13 protein-coding genes and 1 pseudogene are annotated in these 15,658 nt (G+C 41.2%); 4 read left to right on the forward strand and 10 right to left on the reverse strand.

What is annotated here, in order from left to right; genetic code table 11:
- Nucleotides 1-94: 94 nt before the first annotated feature.
- Nucleotides 95-442: a hypothetical protein gene (locus tag ACFQ4A_RS05370; RefSeq protein ID WP_382398354.1), complete on the reverse strand. Its 348-nt coding sequence runs from the start codon at nucleotides 440-442 to the stop codon at nucleotides 95-97.
- Nucleotides 443-716: 274 nt separating this feature from the next.
- On the reverse strand, nucleotides 717-1,316 hold the full coding sequence (locus ACFQ4A_RS05375) for a DNA-3-methyladenine glycosylase (RefSeq protein WP_382398356.1): 600 nt from the start codon (nucleotides 1,314-1,316) through the stop codon (nucleotides 717-719).
- 198 nt (nucleotides 1,317-1,514) lie between these two features.
- On the opposite strand from ACFQ4A_RS05375, the gene ACFQ4A_RS05380 reads away from it, so the two are divergent.
- Entirely contained in the window at nucleotides 1,515-1,886 is a 372-nt protein-coding gene (locus ACFQ4A_RS05380; RefSeq protein WP_382398358.1) for a DUF1360 domain-containing protein, read from the forward strand.
- 161 nt (nucleotides 1,887-2,047) lie between these two features.
- On the opposite strand, the gene ACFQ4A_RS05385 is transcribed toward ACFQ4A_RS05380, so the two are convergent.
- The 3 genes from ACFQ4A_RS05385 to ACFQ4A_RS05395 form a co-directional block, all read right to left on the reverse strand.
- Entirely contained in the window at nucleotides 2,048-2,269 is a 222-nt protein-coding gene (locus ACFQ4A_RS05385) for a hypothetical protein (protein WP_382398360.1), read from the reverse strand.
- Between the two features lie 340 nt (nucleotides 2,270-2,609).
- Complete coding sequence (locus tag ACFQ4A_RS05390) at nucleotides 2,610-3,374, reverse strand: FxLYD domain-containing protein (RefSeq protein ID WP_382398362.1); 765 nt, start codon at nucleotides 3,372-3,374, stop codon at nucleotides 2,610-2,612.
- Nucleotides 3,375-3,715: 341 nt separating this feature from the next.
- Nucleotides 3,716-4,267, reverse strand: coding sequence for a hypothetical protein (locus ACFQ4A_RS05395; RefSeq protein WP_382398364.1), 552 nt, complete (start codon nucleotides 4,265-4,267; stop codon nucleotides 3,716-3,718).
- A gap of 784 nt (nucleotides 4,268-5,051) precedes the next feature.
- On the opposite strand from ACFQ4A_RS05395, the gene ACFQ4A_RS05400 reads away from it, so the two are divergent.
- Both ACFQ4A_RS05400 and ACFQ4A_RS05405 read left to right on the forward strand, forming a co-directional pair.
- Nucleotides 5,052-5,822, forward strand: a complete 771-nt coding sequence (locus ACFQ4A_RS05400) for a glycine betaine ABC transporter substrate-binding protein (RefSeq protein WP_382398366.1) — start codon at nucleotides 5,052-5,054, stop codon at nucleotides 5,820-5,822.
- Between the two features lie 77 nt (nucleotides 5,823-5,899).
- Nucleotides 5,900-7,060 (forward strand): GGDEF domain-containing protein, encoded by a 1,161-nt coding sequence (locus tag ACFQ4A_RS05405; protein ID WP_382398368.1) that lies wholly within the window; start codon nucleotides 5,900-5,902, stop codon nucleotides 7,058-7,060.
- A 114-nt stretch (nucleotides 7,061-7,174) separates the two neighbouring features.
- Here the strand turns inward: ACFQ4A_RS05405 and ACFQ4A_RS05410 are convergent.
- A pseudogene (locus ACFQ4A_RS05410) lies at nucleotides 7,175-7,480 on the reverse strand (alanine--tRNA ligase-related protein); the annotation flags it as partial.
- A 173-nt stretch (nucleotides 7,481-7,653) separates the two neighbouring features.
- Here ACFQ4A_RS05410 and ACFQ4A_RS05415 point away from each other — a divergent pair.
- Nucleotides 7,654-7,950 carry a hypothetical protein gene (locus ACFQ4A_RS05415; protein ID WP_382398370.1) on the forward strand — a complete coding sequence of 99 codons (297 nt, stop codon included), beginning with the start codon at nucleotides 7,654-7,656 and terminating at the stop codon, nucleotides 7,948-7,950.
- A gap of 180 nt (nucleotides 7,951-8,130) precedes the next feature.
- Here ACFQ4A_RS05415 and ACFQ4A_RS05420 read toward each other — a convergent pair whose 3' ends face one another.
- The 4 genes from ACFQ4A_RS05420 to ACFQ4A_RS05435 form a co-directional block, all read right to left on the reverse strand.
- Nucleotides 8,131-11,406, reverse strand: coding sequence for a helicase-related protein (locus ACFQ4A_RS05420; RefSeq protein WP_382398372.1), 3,276 nt, complete (start codon nucleotides 11,404-11,406; stop codon nucleotides 8,131-8,133).
- A 98-nt stretch (nucleotides 11,407-11,504) separates the two neighbouring features.
- Nucleotides 11,505-13,352, reverse strand: coding sequence for a phospholipase D family protein (locus ACFQ4A_RS05425; protein ID WP_382398374.1), 1,848 nt, complete (start codon nucleotides 13,350-13,352; stop codon nucleotides 11,505-11,507).
- On the reverse strand, nucleotides 13,336-14,544 hold the full coding sequence (locus ACFQ4A_RS05430; RefSeq protein WP_382398376.1) for a DUF6361 family protein: 1,209 nt from the start codon (nucleotides 14,542-14,544) through the stop codon (nucleotides 13,336-13,338). Before ACFQ4A_RS05430 ends, ACFQ4A_RS05425 begins: the two co-directional genes overlap by 17 nt.
- A 741-nt stretch (nucleotides 14,545-15,285) precedes the next feature.
- Complete coding sequence (locus ACFQ4A_RS05435) at nucleotides 15,286-15,534, reverse strand: hypothetical protein (RefSeq protein ID WP_382398378.1); 249 nt, start codon at nucleotides 15,532-15,534, stop codon at nucleotides 15,286-15,288.
- Between the last annotated feature and the right edge of the window lie 124 nt (nucleotides 15,535-15,658).

Below are 15,658 nucleotides of genomic sequence, written 5' to 3' on the forward strand. Positions count from 1 at the left end.
CTTTCCAAGGATTCTTGTCTTCGCATATCTTCTTAAATTTTTCAGGGCCATGCCACCATTAAAAAAATACAGCCCACTTTGGACTGCATAACACTTATTGCATACCAATTCTTTTTTTAATCCCACGGATATCCGTTTCATTGTCAAATGTTTTCTGATTAAGCAAATGAACACCCGTTTGCATTTTCTCTATATTTTTATCCATGTTGTCTAATCGCTTATTGACTTGCTCAAACCGGTTATTCATCTCTTCTGCCATTTGATCAAATCGCTTGTCTACCTGCTCAAATCGCTTGTCTACTTGCTCAAATCGCTTGTCTACCTGCTCAAATCGCTTGTCTACTTCTTCAAACTTTTTATCAATTTTTGCAAACCCGGTATTCATCTGATCATGCAATTCTCTTATAGCTTGCATGATCTGTTCATTTTGCTCATTCGTCATAGTGCACCCTCCCCTCCCGTTTTATTTCTTTTCAGTGAACAGCTTGTTGTTATTACAATTATAAACGATCCAGTTCATAACGTCTATAAGGGGAGGTGGGAAAAATGCGGGGACAGGCTCATTATCCCCTTTCGTTTTCGTATATTTTTTAATAGCGGGGTAATATTTCTGTTCTCGCACGTTTGAATGCTGTTCTCGCACGCTTTGCACCCTCGTGATACTCGGTGCAAAACAGTTAAATAGGAAATTTGCCCCTGCACTGATCAATCTTTTTCTATCTGGAAACAAAATCATTCCCAGCAACCCAAAAGCGCCAGGGATAGTGTTTGGCCTCGCCGGAATTGCCAATCCCGATTCTTGGTCCTGACGAAATTTGTGAGGATGCCACCAGTTTTCCGTCGGCAATCCATAGCGGATGCTGATCTAATGCATGGCCATAATCATCCATCGTGATGCCAAGTGCTTTCGTTAATTTGCCAGGGCCATTCGTCCATTGCCTTTTTATCTTTGCCTTAGGGCGTCGTTCTTCCATCAATTCCTGCCCGGTATACGGCTCAACACCCCGAATTAAAACGGCTTCCGGATGACCAATACTGCCGCTCACGACATTAAAAAGGCAATGTGTATGCATCGTGTATGTATACGTACGGCCGGCTTCACCGAACATGATTTCCGTTCGTTTTGTTCGCTTGTTGTTAAAGCTGTGTGCCGCACGATCATCAGGTCCAAGGTATGCTTCTGTTTCCACAATGAATCCAGAAGCAATCCCATTATCGGTTTCCTTCAGCAGCAATTTTCCAAGCAATGACTGCGCCAATTGAAGGGTCGACTGGTTATAGAAAGATTTAGGAAATGGTTCTGGTAAAAGGTGCATCAGTTTGCTCCCCCCTAGAGTTTTCGAATTGTATTTGCTGATCAATGCTATATTTATGATTGAGTGTCATATCTCTTTTGTTCCAAAATAACCTTATCTATAACACCTGTACATGTCATCACAGTCCTGAACCTGCTGTCCTGATTAAGACTCTTTATTAAGGTAAGACTAAGGGAAAAATCGGAAAGGTCTGTTTTTATGGAACTGGAAATCACTTGGATGACTTTTGTCATGCTGATACTTGCCAGCTACCGGCTAACACACTTAATCGTGTTCGATAAAATAACTGAATTTATCCGCAAACCTTTTTTAACAACAAAAACGATTTCACCAACAGAAACGAAAGAGGTACCTAAATCCAAAATCGGTTACCTGCTAACCTGTTATTGGTGCGCAGGAATCTGGAGTGCGATATTTCTCGGTCTCATTTACCTGTGGATTCCCGATATCGCCCAATATTTAATTTTTATCCTGGCCATTGCCGGTGGACAGGCAATCCTTGAGTCATTTGTCGGCGTTAACATTAAACGCACGGCTTTGTACGAGGAGGAAGCAAAGGAACTGAAATAAGGAGGGACAATCAGGGACGTTAAGTACAGAATCATGCCCTCCTCAATTTCGGAGGTTAATTTCATTTTCTTTTCTCTTAGAAATAAGCCGGAGATACATAGTGAGGCTAACTTTCCATATCTCCGGATTCTTATAGCTCCTTTGTTGTTAGGAAGTGTCCTCTACCATTTGAGTAATGTTGCGATAATCATTTCGAGGTTGTAATGTTTTGTATTATAATTCTTACCATCTCTGGCAGTTGTAAAGAAAAACTTGACAACTGATTCTTCTTTCAACTCACCTTCTTCAAATACATTTTTTATATGAAGACTTATATTCTGCTTTGTTGATTGATACAACTGCGCAATTGCCTTTTGCGTCATCCAGACTGTTTCATTTTCCAACCTGACATCTGTCTTTGTTCCCGTCTTCTGTTTGATAAATTAGGATGTCTGTTTCATTATTCATTTGCATCCCTCACTACCCTGAGTTCGCTTGCATTACTTATGTATTGATATCCTACCAATTATTATACTGTAAAAATCACTCAATCACAAACTTATGTTCCCTTTTTTACTCAAGCTTACTTAAACAATTCCTCATCACCCAAGATGGGCTCAAGCATCACTTCATAATTTTCCGTTTTTAGCGAACGGTGCCTGGCACTGTTCGCCAATCAAATCAAAAATAGGGCCTCCCCAAAGGTCACCTCATGATGACCTTTTTGGGTCAGCCCCTGTCAATTTAAATTGACCAATTATAGGCTTTGACGTTCGTCTCGACTACTTCGCCTTGAATACTTTCGGGAATCTCAGGATAATTCAATTCAAAACCGGCCTCGCCATCAGGATTTAGACTGACCTGAATGCTGCCGTTCAAGACACCGATAAATTCATCATTTTCATCATATAAGCCCGCTGCCAAACGAACATCATCCGCTGTTTCGTCGTTTGGATTCTTAACAGTACCCGTTACAACATAAGGGTAATGGTTAGCCTCATTGACCTGGACATCTGTTGTTTCCAGCATCATCGGTTCTTCATCCGTTGAATCGAAATCAATATTAACACTGGCATTTGTCACGTCTTCTGCAGATGTGACAGAATCCAGTCCTGTCGTTTCTCCAAGATAAGCTGTTTCACCAGGCATCACGACGTCAGGTACAGACGTTACCAACGAAATTGTACCGATAATCGTTTCGTCTGCGCCCTCAATGTTAACCTGTACATCCCCAATCCTGGCCGGCTTATCACCTGTATTGGTGATCTCGGCCGCATAATAAGCATACACGTTATCGATGCTGTCTTTGCGTGCCCCGAAATTCTCTGATTTAACATCAATACTTGCTTCAGCTGCTTCTTCCTGTTCTTGTTCCTGAGATTCCTCCTGTTCCTGTTGCTCGCCATTATCTTCACCCGCCGTGCTGACCGTATTCTCCTCTGTCCCACACGCAGCCAATATACTGGCAGATAATACCGAAACCCCTAACACTTTCGCAAATTTATTCATCTGTCATGTCCCCTTATCTATTAATGTTACCGAGCCGCTTCTTACTGTTTTTGCGGTTTGCGTATAATTCCAGGCCAGCCGGTACCAGCAGCAAAGCCGGCAAAACACCAAATAGACTGTTAGATACAAAGATGGACACACCGCTGATCAGAATGAGCCAGCTGCCCAATCGCACCTATGATGGCAATAGCACTGAAAAGAAATGCACTTAAACCGAGTCCACTGATTTCGTCGCTTCATCGATAGCGCCAATAAACAGTGTAAAGATTGCACCGCCAAACCCTATAAGTCCACCTAATATACCTCATAGCATCTCCATTGTTCGATGCAAACTAACCCCCCTATTCCAGTTTGCCTTCAACTTCGTCAACCATGCTCTGCATTGCGTCGATTGTCTCCTGATCCATCATATCATTCGGTTCCATATTCTTAATTTCACTTGCGTTCATAGGCAGATAGACGATTTTGCCTTTTTCCTGACCATACATGACATAAATATTCACTGTCTCATCGTTGCTGTCTTCTGCCTGAACCTTGACGATATCGCCAGTCTGTCCGTGGTTTGATATTTCAACCTGCCCGACAGCCTTAATATCTGTCACTGTTTTATCGGAACCGTCACTCAAGAGAATCATCTGCATGAATTGCTGAAGATCCTCTTCAACGTTATCCTTAATAAAAGTCTTCGCATCCTCATGTTGGGATTCTTCCAAGTTATAAGTATAATCCACAAGTGTCTCGGACGTTTCCACTTTAGACTCATCCACTGGATGCTCCGGTTCCTGAGTCTCGGACCCATTGCTCCCGTTCGAACTGCCACTGTCACCACATGCCGTCAGCATGCCAATCGATAACAAGGATATGCTAAATAATTTCATCATGTTGTTTATCATTGCTAAAGCCTCCTAAATGTCTGCTAACATATCATACCATTTACATTGAATGACGACCAACTGCTTATTCCAATTGTCGTTAGCCTGCTACCACTGACGATTGCCCTCCTTTCTGTTTGATCCATGGCAGATTATTATCGGTAAACATGCTAACTTGATGGCTATTGCCAAGAATGTTTACGATAGCTTTATGGTATCAGACACCCTATACAAAAATATGTACATCATTTTGACGAAAAAACGTCAGTGGATTTGATATTTATGCCGTGTAATGGGAGGCAATTCGTGTTGCAAACCGTTTCAAATAAAAAAGACGACTTAGTAGCGGTCATCATCATTGTCGGGTTCAGTGAATGGTGCCCGGTGCTGGTTTTCTATTTTCGCAAACACATTCTCTTACCCTATCATAGAGGACGGCTGTTTTGCCTCCTGATTTTCCGATCAAATCCGCTTACTATGTTAGTAGATAGAAAGTGTGTATAAAGCAGAGACAGCCTAATGTTTGGGACCTGACTACGGTCATCATTTGACTATATGGTTTATTTTTCTTAAAATTAAATTTACGTGCTACTTTAGTCTTGGTAATTTTATACTAGGGAGGAAGCTATTTATCTTTAATTCACCACACTATCAATCTCATCAGCGTGATTATAAAATAAATTATCTTGCATTCTTTCTAGTTGCTCTAATAGCGCTTACTAGTCTTATAGCCTGTTCATCAAACAATAATGCGAATCAGCAGGGTGCTAGTGCTACCACGGAACATAAAAGTGAAGTCGTTAAAATGAGTTATGTGGAATGGGATTCTGCAATTGCCAGTGCTAATGTTGTCAAAGAAGTTATTGAAGAACGCCTGGGCTACACGACTGAAATTCTGCCTGTATCAGCAATCGCTATGTGGGAATCAGTCGCAGCAGGGGATCGAGATGGTATGGTAGCGGCATGGATGCCAGGGTTACATAAAGATTATTATGAAGAACATAAAGTTCAGTTAGAAAATCTTGGCCCTAACTTGAAAGGAGCTGTTACTGGTCTCGCTGTTCCTGATTACGTCCCTGTTAACTCTATTGAAGAATTAAAGGAACATGCGAACGCGTTCGACAACGAAATTGTTGGTATTGATCCTGGTGCCGGAATCATGGCGAAAACGAACGAAGCGATGGAATCGTATGATCTTAATCATTTCAATCTGGTTACCGGCAGCGGTTCAACGATGACCCAAACGCTCGCTAATGCGATAGAAGAAGAACGATGGGTCGTCATCACAGGCTGGACGCCACACTGGAAATTTGCACGCTGGGGCCTGAAGTACCTTGAAGACCCTCGTAATGTATATGGTGAAGGCGATAATATCAACACCATGGTTCGAAAAGGCTTACACGAAGACAAGCCTGACGTGTACAACTTTCTTGATCGCTTCTACTGGGAATCAAGTGATATGGAGCAAGTTATGCTTTGGGCAAGGGAAGTAGGAACAACGCCTGAAGAAGCAGCCGAACGCTGGGTAAGAGAAAATAAAGCAACTGTTGATACGTGGGTTAATCAATCGAAGTAGTGGATTCCTGTATGATTGAAAACGCTCTTTTCGTTTTATAGAATCCTGAAACAAAGCGCAAGGGGTGAAGACACACCATGGATGATGGATTTAACAACATAACAAGTACAATGGTTAGGAAAAGCTTATCCAGTAAATGGTTTATTGTGTCTGTTATCATCACGATTTTACTTATCCTGCTTCTTGTTTGGGGACTGCTTTATTCCTATCGCACGCTGGATGACTTTGAAAGCAAAGGTTTAGTCCTTCAGGAGGCCTCAGGAGAACTTTTACGTTACACAAAAGAACAAGAAATGTCAGCTCAAATGGCCGCCGCTACAGGGGACTTGGGATGGCAAAAAAACTATAATCAAACCAGTCCTGAAGTCAACAAGACACTCAAGCAAATTTCCGAATTGGCTGAGTTAAATACGGTTAATAAAAAAGTCAACGAATTGAACATCTACTTAGATGACATTAACGCCATTGAGAAAAATGTCTTTGATCTTATTAGCCATGGAAACGCAGAAGAAGCGTCAAAACTCCTATCCGGCTGGGATTATACCCAAAACCAATTAAAACTAACGGAATCAACAGAGGAACTTACAACCATCATAAACGACTATACGAACGACCAAATGACCTCTGCAAAAAGCGTGACACGGATCCTTCTTGTAAGTGTATTCGTTTGTCTCATCGTTTTAATCGTCTCATGGTTTATTTCGATTAAAATGTGGAAAATGGGTTATAAGAAAATTAAAGAAAAAGAAGATGAAATCACTTATTTAAGCTTTTATGATTCATTAACTGGACTATACAATCGAAGGTATTTTAAGAAAAAATTCTATCAGCTGGATGCCTACAATATGCTGCCTGTATCGATTATCATTTGTGATGCGAATAGGTTAAAAGAACTAAACGATACCTTTGGACATAATACCGGCGATGAACTTTTAATTGAAGTTGCCAGAATTATCGAAAATGCTGTCAATGATAAAGGGATTGTCTCACGCTGGGGCGGCGATGAATTCGGTATAATTTTGCCCAATACGGATGCCGAGGCTGCTGATGACGTCATCACCCTTATCAATGAAGGTTGCAAAGCATCCAGTTTCGAACCGGATACCCCCAGCATATCAGTTGGTTTTGCAGTGAAAACAAATATGAATCAAGATATTGATCATACCTTCACGCTGGCTGAAAACTGGATGTACAAGCGAAAAAAAGCTTTAGAAAGAGCGCAAGGCAGTAATCATTGATATAAAGCGACTGGTGCCCGGCCCTATTCGCAAACTTAAAGGAATTTTTCAACTGAAAAGTTAGGATTATCCGAATTCATTCCCAGATGATACCTGTTTGTTTAGAGTGCCTGAACGGCCGGCGTGTTGCTGCATATGATCAAACCGACGCTCCCAGTCGATTTCCCCTTTAATCTCATGATGCATATCAAGAGGTTTTTCTATGTAATGACGCACTTCACCGTAGACTTCCTCCACATTATTTACATGAACACCATTCAATGTACCGGTATCATACGGTTGCCCGCCGCCTGTCGGGTAAAAAGCTGTCCGGTCCAGCACGACGTAGAAACGCCCCTGCTCATCCATTTCAGACTTTAACACCCTGGCATCAAACGAGCGTAAGTATGGATCCTGGTAAAACAATTTGTCCGTTACCATAATCGATGCTCCTTTATTTGATTGGGATTATTATATGTTGGACATATGATTTTTTCAGAAGATAGAATTTGACATATAGCGAGCTACACACTTGGTTGAAAAATATTAAAAGACAACCTAAAATAAATGTATTCCATTATAAATACTTTTCAATAACAGAAGGAGACTTCCAAATGTTCAGATGTGCATGGTGTATGAAGAAAATCGGGGACAACCAGCCATTACACGCAATTGATGTCAAGTTTGCCGCGGGAATTGATTACTCAGACAAGGAAGGCGAGATTGTGCAGGTTTATTTAAATTCCCGGCAGACAAGCGTTCCGATGATTGTTACAACAGCTGACTCTGAAGCCAAAAAAAACGGACAGGACGGCTTATTTACAGTATGCAGCAAAAAATGCGGCAAAAAAATGAAATCTACCCTTGAAAAAGAAATTGATATGTTCAAAGGTTTTTCGGATATGGAATAGCGAACGGTTCCCGGTACTAAGCAATTTATAATTTATTCATAAAAGAGATAATATATCGTTTGTTGTCCTCCAATGCTAAAGTGAGCGAAACACTTCCCTAATAAAAGTAAGCCACCCGGAATCTTCCGGAATGGCCTACATATTCATACTTACCTATCGAAACCCATTTACTCACTTGAGCTAATAAATATTTTCCGCTGATTTCTCTTTCGCAATCGGACTTAAATTCATAAATAACTTGTTCAGTTGCTCTTCCTTTACATCATTACTCAACAAATGATCAAGCAAATCTTCCTGGCGTGCCTGCCCAAGACTTAAACGATAAAGTGCCAAAACCTTCATCAAACGGTTATACTTCGCACCATCCCGACTGAGTGGATATAATGGGAAGATTCGTTCAATACCTTTTCCCATTTCTCCCGGTAATGACCAGAATGGTACTAGTTCCGACGTGTTATCGTCTCTTTCCATCTCATTTGCACGAGTGAACATTTCATTCCAGATGTCTGTATCAAAAGCGATATCGCCATAACGATTTGCGATGTTTTGTCTGATGGCGTGACATTTATAGCGATTGATTCTGCCGTCCCGCTGCTCCAGATCGATTGGATTGGACGGGAGATTCCAGTGCATAATTTTCCGACAATAGTAATGGAAATCAAGCCCCTCCTGACCGATGGAGGTGGTCGCCAGCACAAACGGACGAAACGGCGAATTAAAGGCTAACCTGACATTATCTTTTCGGTCCTGGGACTTATCAGCATTCCGTTTATCATAAAATCCGACCGCAAAATTCGTTCGCAATTTAATGGATGTATCCCTCTTATCCGATTTATCACTTGAAACACGCTTTTGAAATGATTGATAAGTGTCGACATTTAAACTTGCTGAATGGGACTTCAATGCGGTCGTCATGACAGCCATAAGACGCTTATTCCGCTCTTTCGGTTCCATTCTGTTCAGCCCGCCTTCTTCCAGGAGCATATGGGCATACTCATCAAGCATCGCCTGAAAATTTCCATCCACACAATATTTTAGAACACCTTTCCAATGGGCATCTTTCGCATATTGTAATTCGACAATCGACGTCATTTCCTGTAAATTGAAACGATCAATTATCGTTTTTCCAAGTTGAATGACGTGCGGAATCATGTCGCTATCGGCATCCTTCATTAAACGCAGGGCACAAACTGCAGGTGAACCTAACACCATAGCCGTTAATACATCCAGCAAATCATCCGGCTGTCTGCCCAGTACTGGTAACGAATCCTGATGAAATTGTTCTCGCAGCACTTCAAAATGCTTGGCGATTCCCGCAAGGTCCGCCCCTTTTTTCTGCTCCTCTTCATCATCTGCTGAAAGAAGAACATCTTGTTTAAACCAGTTCTGAATGACTGTCTCTTCCAAATCAAACAGCAGTGGGGCCATATAATACCATCGTTCATCACGCCTCGTTTCATCTGTCGTTGGTTCATAGGAAAGTCCATCCAATAATTTGGCCAGCTTCTCTTTAATTTCCCCTTTTATCTCTGTAAATGTCAGTCCCCGGTTCAATACATCAATCGGATCAAAAAGCTTCGCAAGTGTGACAGATGGATATAACAGAGTTAAGTGATTCATATTGGCGGGTGCATTGTCCCTTATTGTAAACGTTAATCTTGGTCGTGGAAATCGTTGCTCAGCAAAATATTTATACGCCTTTGACCTTCTTTTCTTCGGTGTTCTCCGCACTAACTCCCCTACCGTTTTCCGCTCTGCTTCATAAGATAGCAGTGTTGCGATCGAGCGTGGAACCATTTCCCATCCGGAAAAGACGAGTACTTTAGAAAAAGCGTCCATCCCTGCGTAACACCCGCCAAATTCATAATATGGAAGTGACGGCGGAATCCACATCAGCCGCTCGGCACCGTCAGACAGGGCAATTTCCTTCAACTTTGTCAGTCTCGCGTTTGTCTCCCGTAACTTCCCATATCTTGCAATAACTTTCCTATCCACCCACAAAAGCGGATTTTTAAGCCTTGCATTGCTGACAGGATTTCTGCTTATTTCATGTGTTATTTTTTCCTTCAGCTTGTAATGATCCATAAACGACATGAGGAATGGTGCAGATTTTACATATTCGACCGGAACCCTGTCCTTTAACCCAACTTCCTGCAATAGTTCATCCATTTCTATATAGGAAGCAACATCATCTTCCGTAATTTGCAATGGTGCTTTATCGACCGTTCTATCACTGATACCTGACGTCTCTTCTTCCAAAATACGTTCTGTTCTGGCAATTCCTTTATAAAGACTGTCTTCAGCAGCCTGTTTTTTGGCCACAATCATGGCAAACTCCTGTGTGAAAACGTCACTTAAAGACGTTGAAAAATCGTCCCATACACGTTTGAATTTCTGCTTATGCTCTGGATGCTTTTCAAATAAAAAGTCCGTAACCTGCATGAACTCTTTATAGTGTGCATCACTGCCTGATTCCGATATTTCCTCCAGCGTTGAATAAGGTTTGTATGGTGTAGCAGACAACAGCAGTATTTTCACTTGAGAATGATCTGCCTTGGGATTATTAAAAAATTTGCTTGCAAGGATTGCTGTTTCACTTTCACGTTCTGCATTAATCAGTTCCGGAAAACGCTGGAATTCATCCATTATGACGAGGTCTGCATCGATTAAGTCAACACTAGCTTCCGCCATCATTTTTCTCAGCTTTTGAATGACCTGCGTCTGACCGTCCACGCGCCTTCCTGGATCGCCCTGTTGTTCAAGTATGGCAGCGACGTCCATAAATTCCTGTTGAAATCCCGGATCTTCACGGAAAAATTGATTGATTTTCAAATGCATCGTTTCAAGGTAGTCGCCGTCAGATTTTTGATTACATGCTTCGACCCTTTTATCATACTCATCCTTCCAAAACGTCCAGCTTTTGTAAGCGGAATCAATCATCATCATTTCCAATTCTTCCAGATGGGGTTTAAAAAATTCATGCCGCTTCAATGCTGCAAAAATCAATGCTCTTTCCCTGACACTGCCACAACCCTGTGTCATTTTAAAAGAGGTGGAAGGTGTTAACGGAATAAGCTGAATAAAATTTTCTTGTACTTCCTGACTATATTCATCCTCAAAAATTTTAAGATGCTGCATGGATAAGCGTGTATCGGAAAGCCCGTCCAATGTCACCCGATGATCAATTCTTAACTTATTTAGGTTTTGAGAGGCGATATTTTGATTGGAGCATACGTAAACCACTTTGAACAGATTATCATTCTGCTCCTGATGATAACGAGCGGTTTTAGCGATAACACCTCGTGCCACCATTGTCTTTCCAAGGCCGACTTCATCTGCAACAAGCACCCTGAAATAATCGGTTGTGAACAGCTGATGCACGCGTTCGACCGTTGCTTTCTGAAAATCCTTCAAACCGGACAGTATTTCCTTTTCCTTCTGAGCTAAATCAATCATTATGTCACCTTCTTTGCCGCTTGAATAAAGTGAAACTTCAATCAGTGGGGGGGGGGTTCTTTATTGCCACTGATTGTTAGTTGAACAGAATCGGACATTTACGGGGAGTTTGATCCCCCACCTAAACTTCTTTGTATACTAGGAACTTTTGAGGTGGGGGTCTTACTCCCCGTTATATGCGGGATAAATGTCTGATATAGCTGATTAAATTCAGGAGGGACGATTGAATCATCCTCAATCATGCGGATCATGTTTTCGATATCCTCCAGCTTTTCCGGTGAATGTGCCGCCGTCTTTAACATATTTTCATAGATAACCGGGTGATCACTATCCTGCACGTCCCACGAACCAAATCCGGAATGTTGCTTTTCCAGATTTTCCAATGCAGCCATAAGAAAATCATCCGCCAGTAAAAACGCAATATATCTCAAAAATGTATACGAATCTTTAATGATGGAACGGAAGATTTCATGCTCGCGCTCCTCAGGCACATCGGTTGTGTCAATTTTAATAACGCGCTCAATTGATTCACCGTTTTTCTCTGCTCTAATTTTATAAAAGTGTCCTAGTTCAAGCATGCTCAATCCATTAATCAATGTTGTTATTTGGAGTACTTCGGTTGCTGTACTGAGCAAAGGGCCAACCGTAAATTCAATAGCTTCATCCCCGTGAAAATCCGCAACGGTAATCTCTACGGCGTAAGCATTATCTTCCTGTAATACCGTTGCATTCAACTGGGATCTACAGAGCTGTTTAATCCCTTTTTGCAGCTGCTCGATAACATCTGATTCATCTTCTTTTTTTGCTGGGAGTTCTTCTATTCGTTCAAAAGGGTTATCGTCATCCTCCCCGAATAAATCATCCAACAAATGCATAATCTGAAAGCCACGTTTCCGATAGGTCAATTTCAACAAAAATTCAACATTTCCGTGAAACGCATTTCGGGAACAATTCGCTGAACCAACATAGATCAAATGATGATTATATTTCGATTTAGCATACAATTTAGCATGAATATCCTGAAGCTGGGCTATCTCATCCGATTCGTTTTCCCCGCTAATTGCACTTTCCCCGTCAACGACAGAATCCTTTAATGTATAAACCTCAAATTCAGCCATCAATTCAGGTGACAGCTTATGTAATTCCGTCTTTCGTGTAATCAAGACTCTTTCAGGCGTATTGTATTTTGATCCGGTCAATGTTTTCTCATGAAGTTCCCTGATGGTCGATTCGCTGATAAAGGGCGATATGACAATCAGCTTGTGAAAAGTATCAAATACGCCTGTTGACGCTTTCTCATACCCGTCAATTCCAATTGGACAAAACTCAAAATCGGAAATCTGTTTTTGAACAGGATCAAACTGTACATACTTCAAATCCGACATTAATTGATGAATCTTCCTAACCTTTTCATGATTAGTCGAATATCTGGTAAGAAACTGGAGTAAATCAGCTAATGGACGATTCTTCGCAGTCTGCTCGGATACTTTTTGTCCTTCAAGCGCGATTGCAATATCCCAGCTCCGGTCAAATGTCATATTACGTGTTAAAACAAGCAGTCTGTATAATGCCTCCCCGTCCTCATTCCGATATTTAATGAGCCATAATTTTGGATGGAATGATTTGCCATTCGCCAGAGACACCTCAAATACACTGTTTTCCATCAGTGCAAATATGGAATTATTTTCTCGCGGAACCTTTATTTGTCCACCTTCACAAAAAATTGCAAACTTATCCGCACTTTTGCGCAATCCCTCTAGTACATATATCGGATCATCCATTATCGTTCGATCCATCTCTTCCGATAAACCAAGTGATAAAGGAACACCGACTAAGGCTTCCAAATCCAGGGTATATATTGTTCCTAATGCAAATTCGACCTCATACCCGGCAGGAGGTGTTAATAAATCAGAATAATTCAGCCTGTTATCATCTGGCTTCAGCATACGTACCCTCCAATCCTGCTACAATGTCTTCCATGATTATTTTGGCATCCTGGAAACGATATTCCAGTTTATCATTGCCAATCCAATCACCATCTTGATAGCTATACATTTTGGAGTTGTGTAATTTTGCCCTGTCTTTTGATTTAAGTTCAATTTCACGTTTGATGATCAGCTCATCCATGGCCGCCTCATCACGCGAAACAACTGCTTCCTGCCAATCACGAAGAAACAGGATCAGCTTAGAGTTATGTATAGAGAGTCGCTGAAGTACTTTCCGAAATGGAAATGTCGCAAATTCATATTTCACAAAATGACTATTAATCCAGTTGGTCCATTTCTTAACGGCTGTTTCATTTAGTCCATTGGATGCAATCAAATTATACCGAATATGCGCCCCATGTAAAAACGCACTAAATTTATATGCTTGATTAAAATCGTCCCGCAAAGTACCCTTATCCGGAATAATCGCATCCAGTGCTTCAAAGCTATCAATATCTCTCCATTTGTCATAATCCATCGTTAGCAAATAGGATAATAGACTATCTTTAGACTTCTCCGCAGACGTAATACGCACTTTTAAAAAATGCGCTTCATCATAGGAAAGATCCATCGACAAGTTATGCTTCCAACCTGGTTCAGGCAAAATACATCTCCAAAAAGCCCCGGTATACGTACCATCTTTATTGTCCGCATCATCCAGTTCCTCATGACCATAAGTATTCACTAATTCTTTGTTATGTTTCATCCGAAAAACCGCTTTGGCATAATTCGTCAGTGAAAGCGATTCATGCCGGAAAATCTCATATGTCCGCAGACCATTCCAATAGATATTGGAAGGCTTCCGTTTGAGCTTTGTCCCTGCACGTCCGCCAATCACACCACTTTGCCCTTCTTGATTAAGCGTTTCAATTAAAGCAACCTCTTCATCCCCAAGCTTCTCTATTAGATCCTCAGGCTTTGCATATCTTTCCTTCTCCAACTCCATCAATAAATATGGAATGATCAGGAAGTATTTTGCTCTCGTCTGGATAGTCGATGTACCCGGGAAAAGAATATCAGCAAATCCATCCCGAATCCGGCCTATACCGAGTTCATCCACTGCCCCAGGAGCAGCAAGTGCATCCAATACTGCCATCACCTTTTCCCTGTGTTCACTGGAGTAATCAATCCAGCCTAATTTTAATGGATTCATCCTCAAGACTCCTTATATTTCAATAGATAACTCATTTTAGTCCATTCTATTATTTTCAATTTTATCTTATAAAAATGCTGTTTAAAAGTAGATACTTGGGATACAATAAACTAGTAACGAAAACAGCGCCTCCAATTAGAGGCGCCATAAATCGTTTAATGAATTTCAATTTATCGCCGATTGAACTTGGCTAAACTTGGTGATGCAACCGCACTGGACACTAAATCCTACTTTTCTCCAGGGAATTTGATTGCCAGAATCAGAATTTTATCGTCCTTTTTTTGGCTGTTCACCAAAATCTACGGTTGACAAATTAGATGTCATTTTAACATAAGCAGTCGCTTCGGAAAAACACTTGGGTGCTCGTCGTGTTGCAAGTTTTTTCGGTGAAGCCAACACTCCTCGCAACTCGCAGCAAATTCGGTGGAGTGTTGGCTCGTCGCTTTCCGTGGGCTTGTCCTCAGCCTCCTCGAAAAAGAAGGTCGCTTTTTCTGCGGGGTCTTCACACTGCGCATTCCCACAGGAGTCTCCGTGTTTTTCCTCCGCTAGCTAGTTTTATTACCATATTCACTCATTCATTTCAACCATAGATTTTGGTGTTGACCCTCTTTTTTTCATAATAAATTCTAACCTTTCGAACCACTATTCGGGTAATTCCTTTATACTGATCTTTTTCCTCCCTGTATCTCTTACTAACAAATGGATTCAATAGTTGTTTTTCCACATCAATCATGAGCTGTGTTATAAAGTGCCGGGTCTCTTCCAACGAAAAATGATCAATTTTAAAATGAATAAGCTTGTTTTCAGTAGATGCTGACCAGACAACCTCATTATTGTAAAATCCTTTTTATACATTTTGTCAATTATCTCACGAGTCGTTTTATACTTACCTTCCCTGTATTCCTTTCTGCTTTCCTGAATCATTTCTTTTAATTCAGTGTCTTCTTCTACCTCTTCTTGAATTGTTTTCTCATTCTCCTCATAAACCAACTTAAACGACCACCTGCTAAAGCAGGTGGATTTGGACATAAATGTCGGCGACTAAAGTCGCTGCTCCAGGCTGAAGTCCTGCTCAAAGTCCTTAAGCTGAAGCATATTCTAAATATGACTGAAC

The organism is Lentibacillus salinarum (assembly GCF_042679865.1).
In the GTDB taxonomy this organism is placed as follows: Bacteria; Bacillota; Bacilli; order Bacillales; family Amphibacillaceae; genus Lentibacillus; species Lentibacillus salinarum.

What these genes read in the sequence shown, in the direction of transcription:
- ACFQ4A_RS05425 (WP_382398374.1), bottom strand. Translation starts at nt 13,352, where the DNA reads ATGCTGAAGCCAGATGATAACAGGCTGAATTATTCTGATTTATTAACA.
- ACFQ4A_RS05415 (WP_382398370.1), top strand. Translation starts at nt 7,654, where the DNA reads ATGTTCAGATGTGCATGGTGTATGAAGAAAATCGGGGACAACCAGCCA.
- ACFQ4A_RS05370 (WP_382398354.1), bottom strand. Translation starts at nt 442, where the DNA reads ATGACGAATGAGCAAAATGAACAGATCATGCAAGCTATAAGAGAATTG.
- ACFQ4A_RS05400 (WP_382398366.1), top strand. Translation starts at nt 5,052, where the DNA reads ATGAGTTATGTGGAATGGGATTCTGCAATTGCCAGTGCTAATGTTGTC.
- ACFQ4A_RS05405 (WP_382398368.1), top strand. Translation starts at nt 5,900, where the DNA reads ATGGATGATGGATTTAACAACATAACAAGTACAATGGTTAGGAAAAGC.
- ACFQ4A_RS05420 (WP_382398372.1), bottom strand. Translation starts at nt 11,406, where the DNA reads ATGATTGATTTAGCTCAGAAGGAAAAGGAAATACTGTCCGGTTTGAAG.
- ACFQ4A_RS05380 (WP_382398358.1), top strand. Translation starts at nt 1,515, where the DNA reads ATGGAACTGGAAATCACTTGGATGACTTTTGTCATGCTGATACTTGCC.
- ACFQ4A_RS05430 (WP_382398376.1), bottom strand. Translation starts at nt 14,544, where the DNA reads ATGAATCCATTAAAATTAGGCTGGATTGATTACTCCAGTGAACACAGG.
- ACFQ4A_RS05375 (WP_382398356.1), bottom strand. Translation starts at nt 1,316, where the DNA reads ATGCACCTTTTACCAGAACCATTTCCTAAATCTTTCTATAACCAGTCG.
- ACFQ4A_RS05395 (WP_382398364.1), bottom strand. Translation starts at nt 4,267, where the DNA reads ATGATAAACAACATGATGAAATTATTTAGCATATCCTTGTTATCGATT.
- ACFQ4A_RS05390 (WP_382398362.1), bottom strand. Translation starts at nt 3,374, where the DNA reads ATGAATAAATTTGCGAAAGTGTTAGGGGTTTCGGTATTATCTGCCAGT.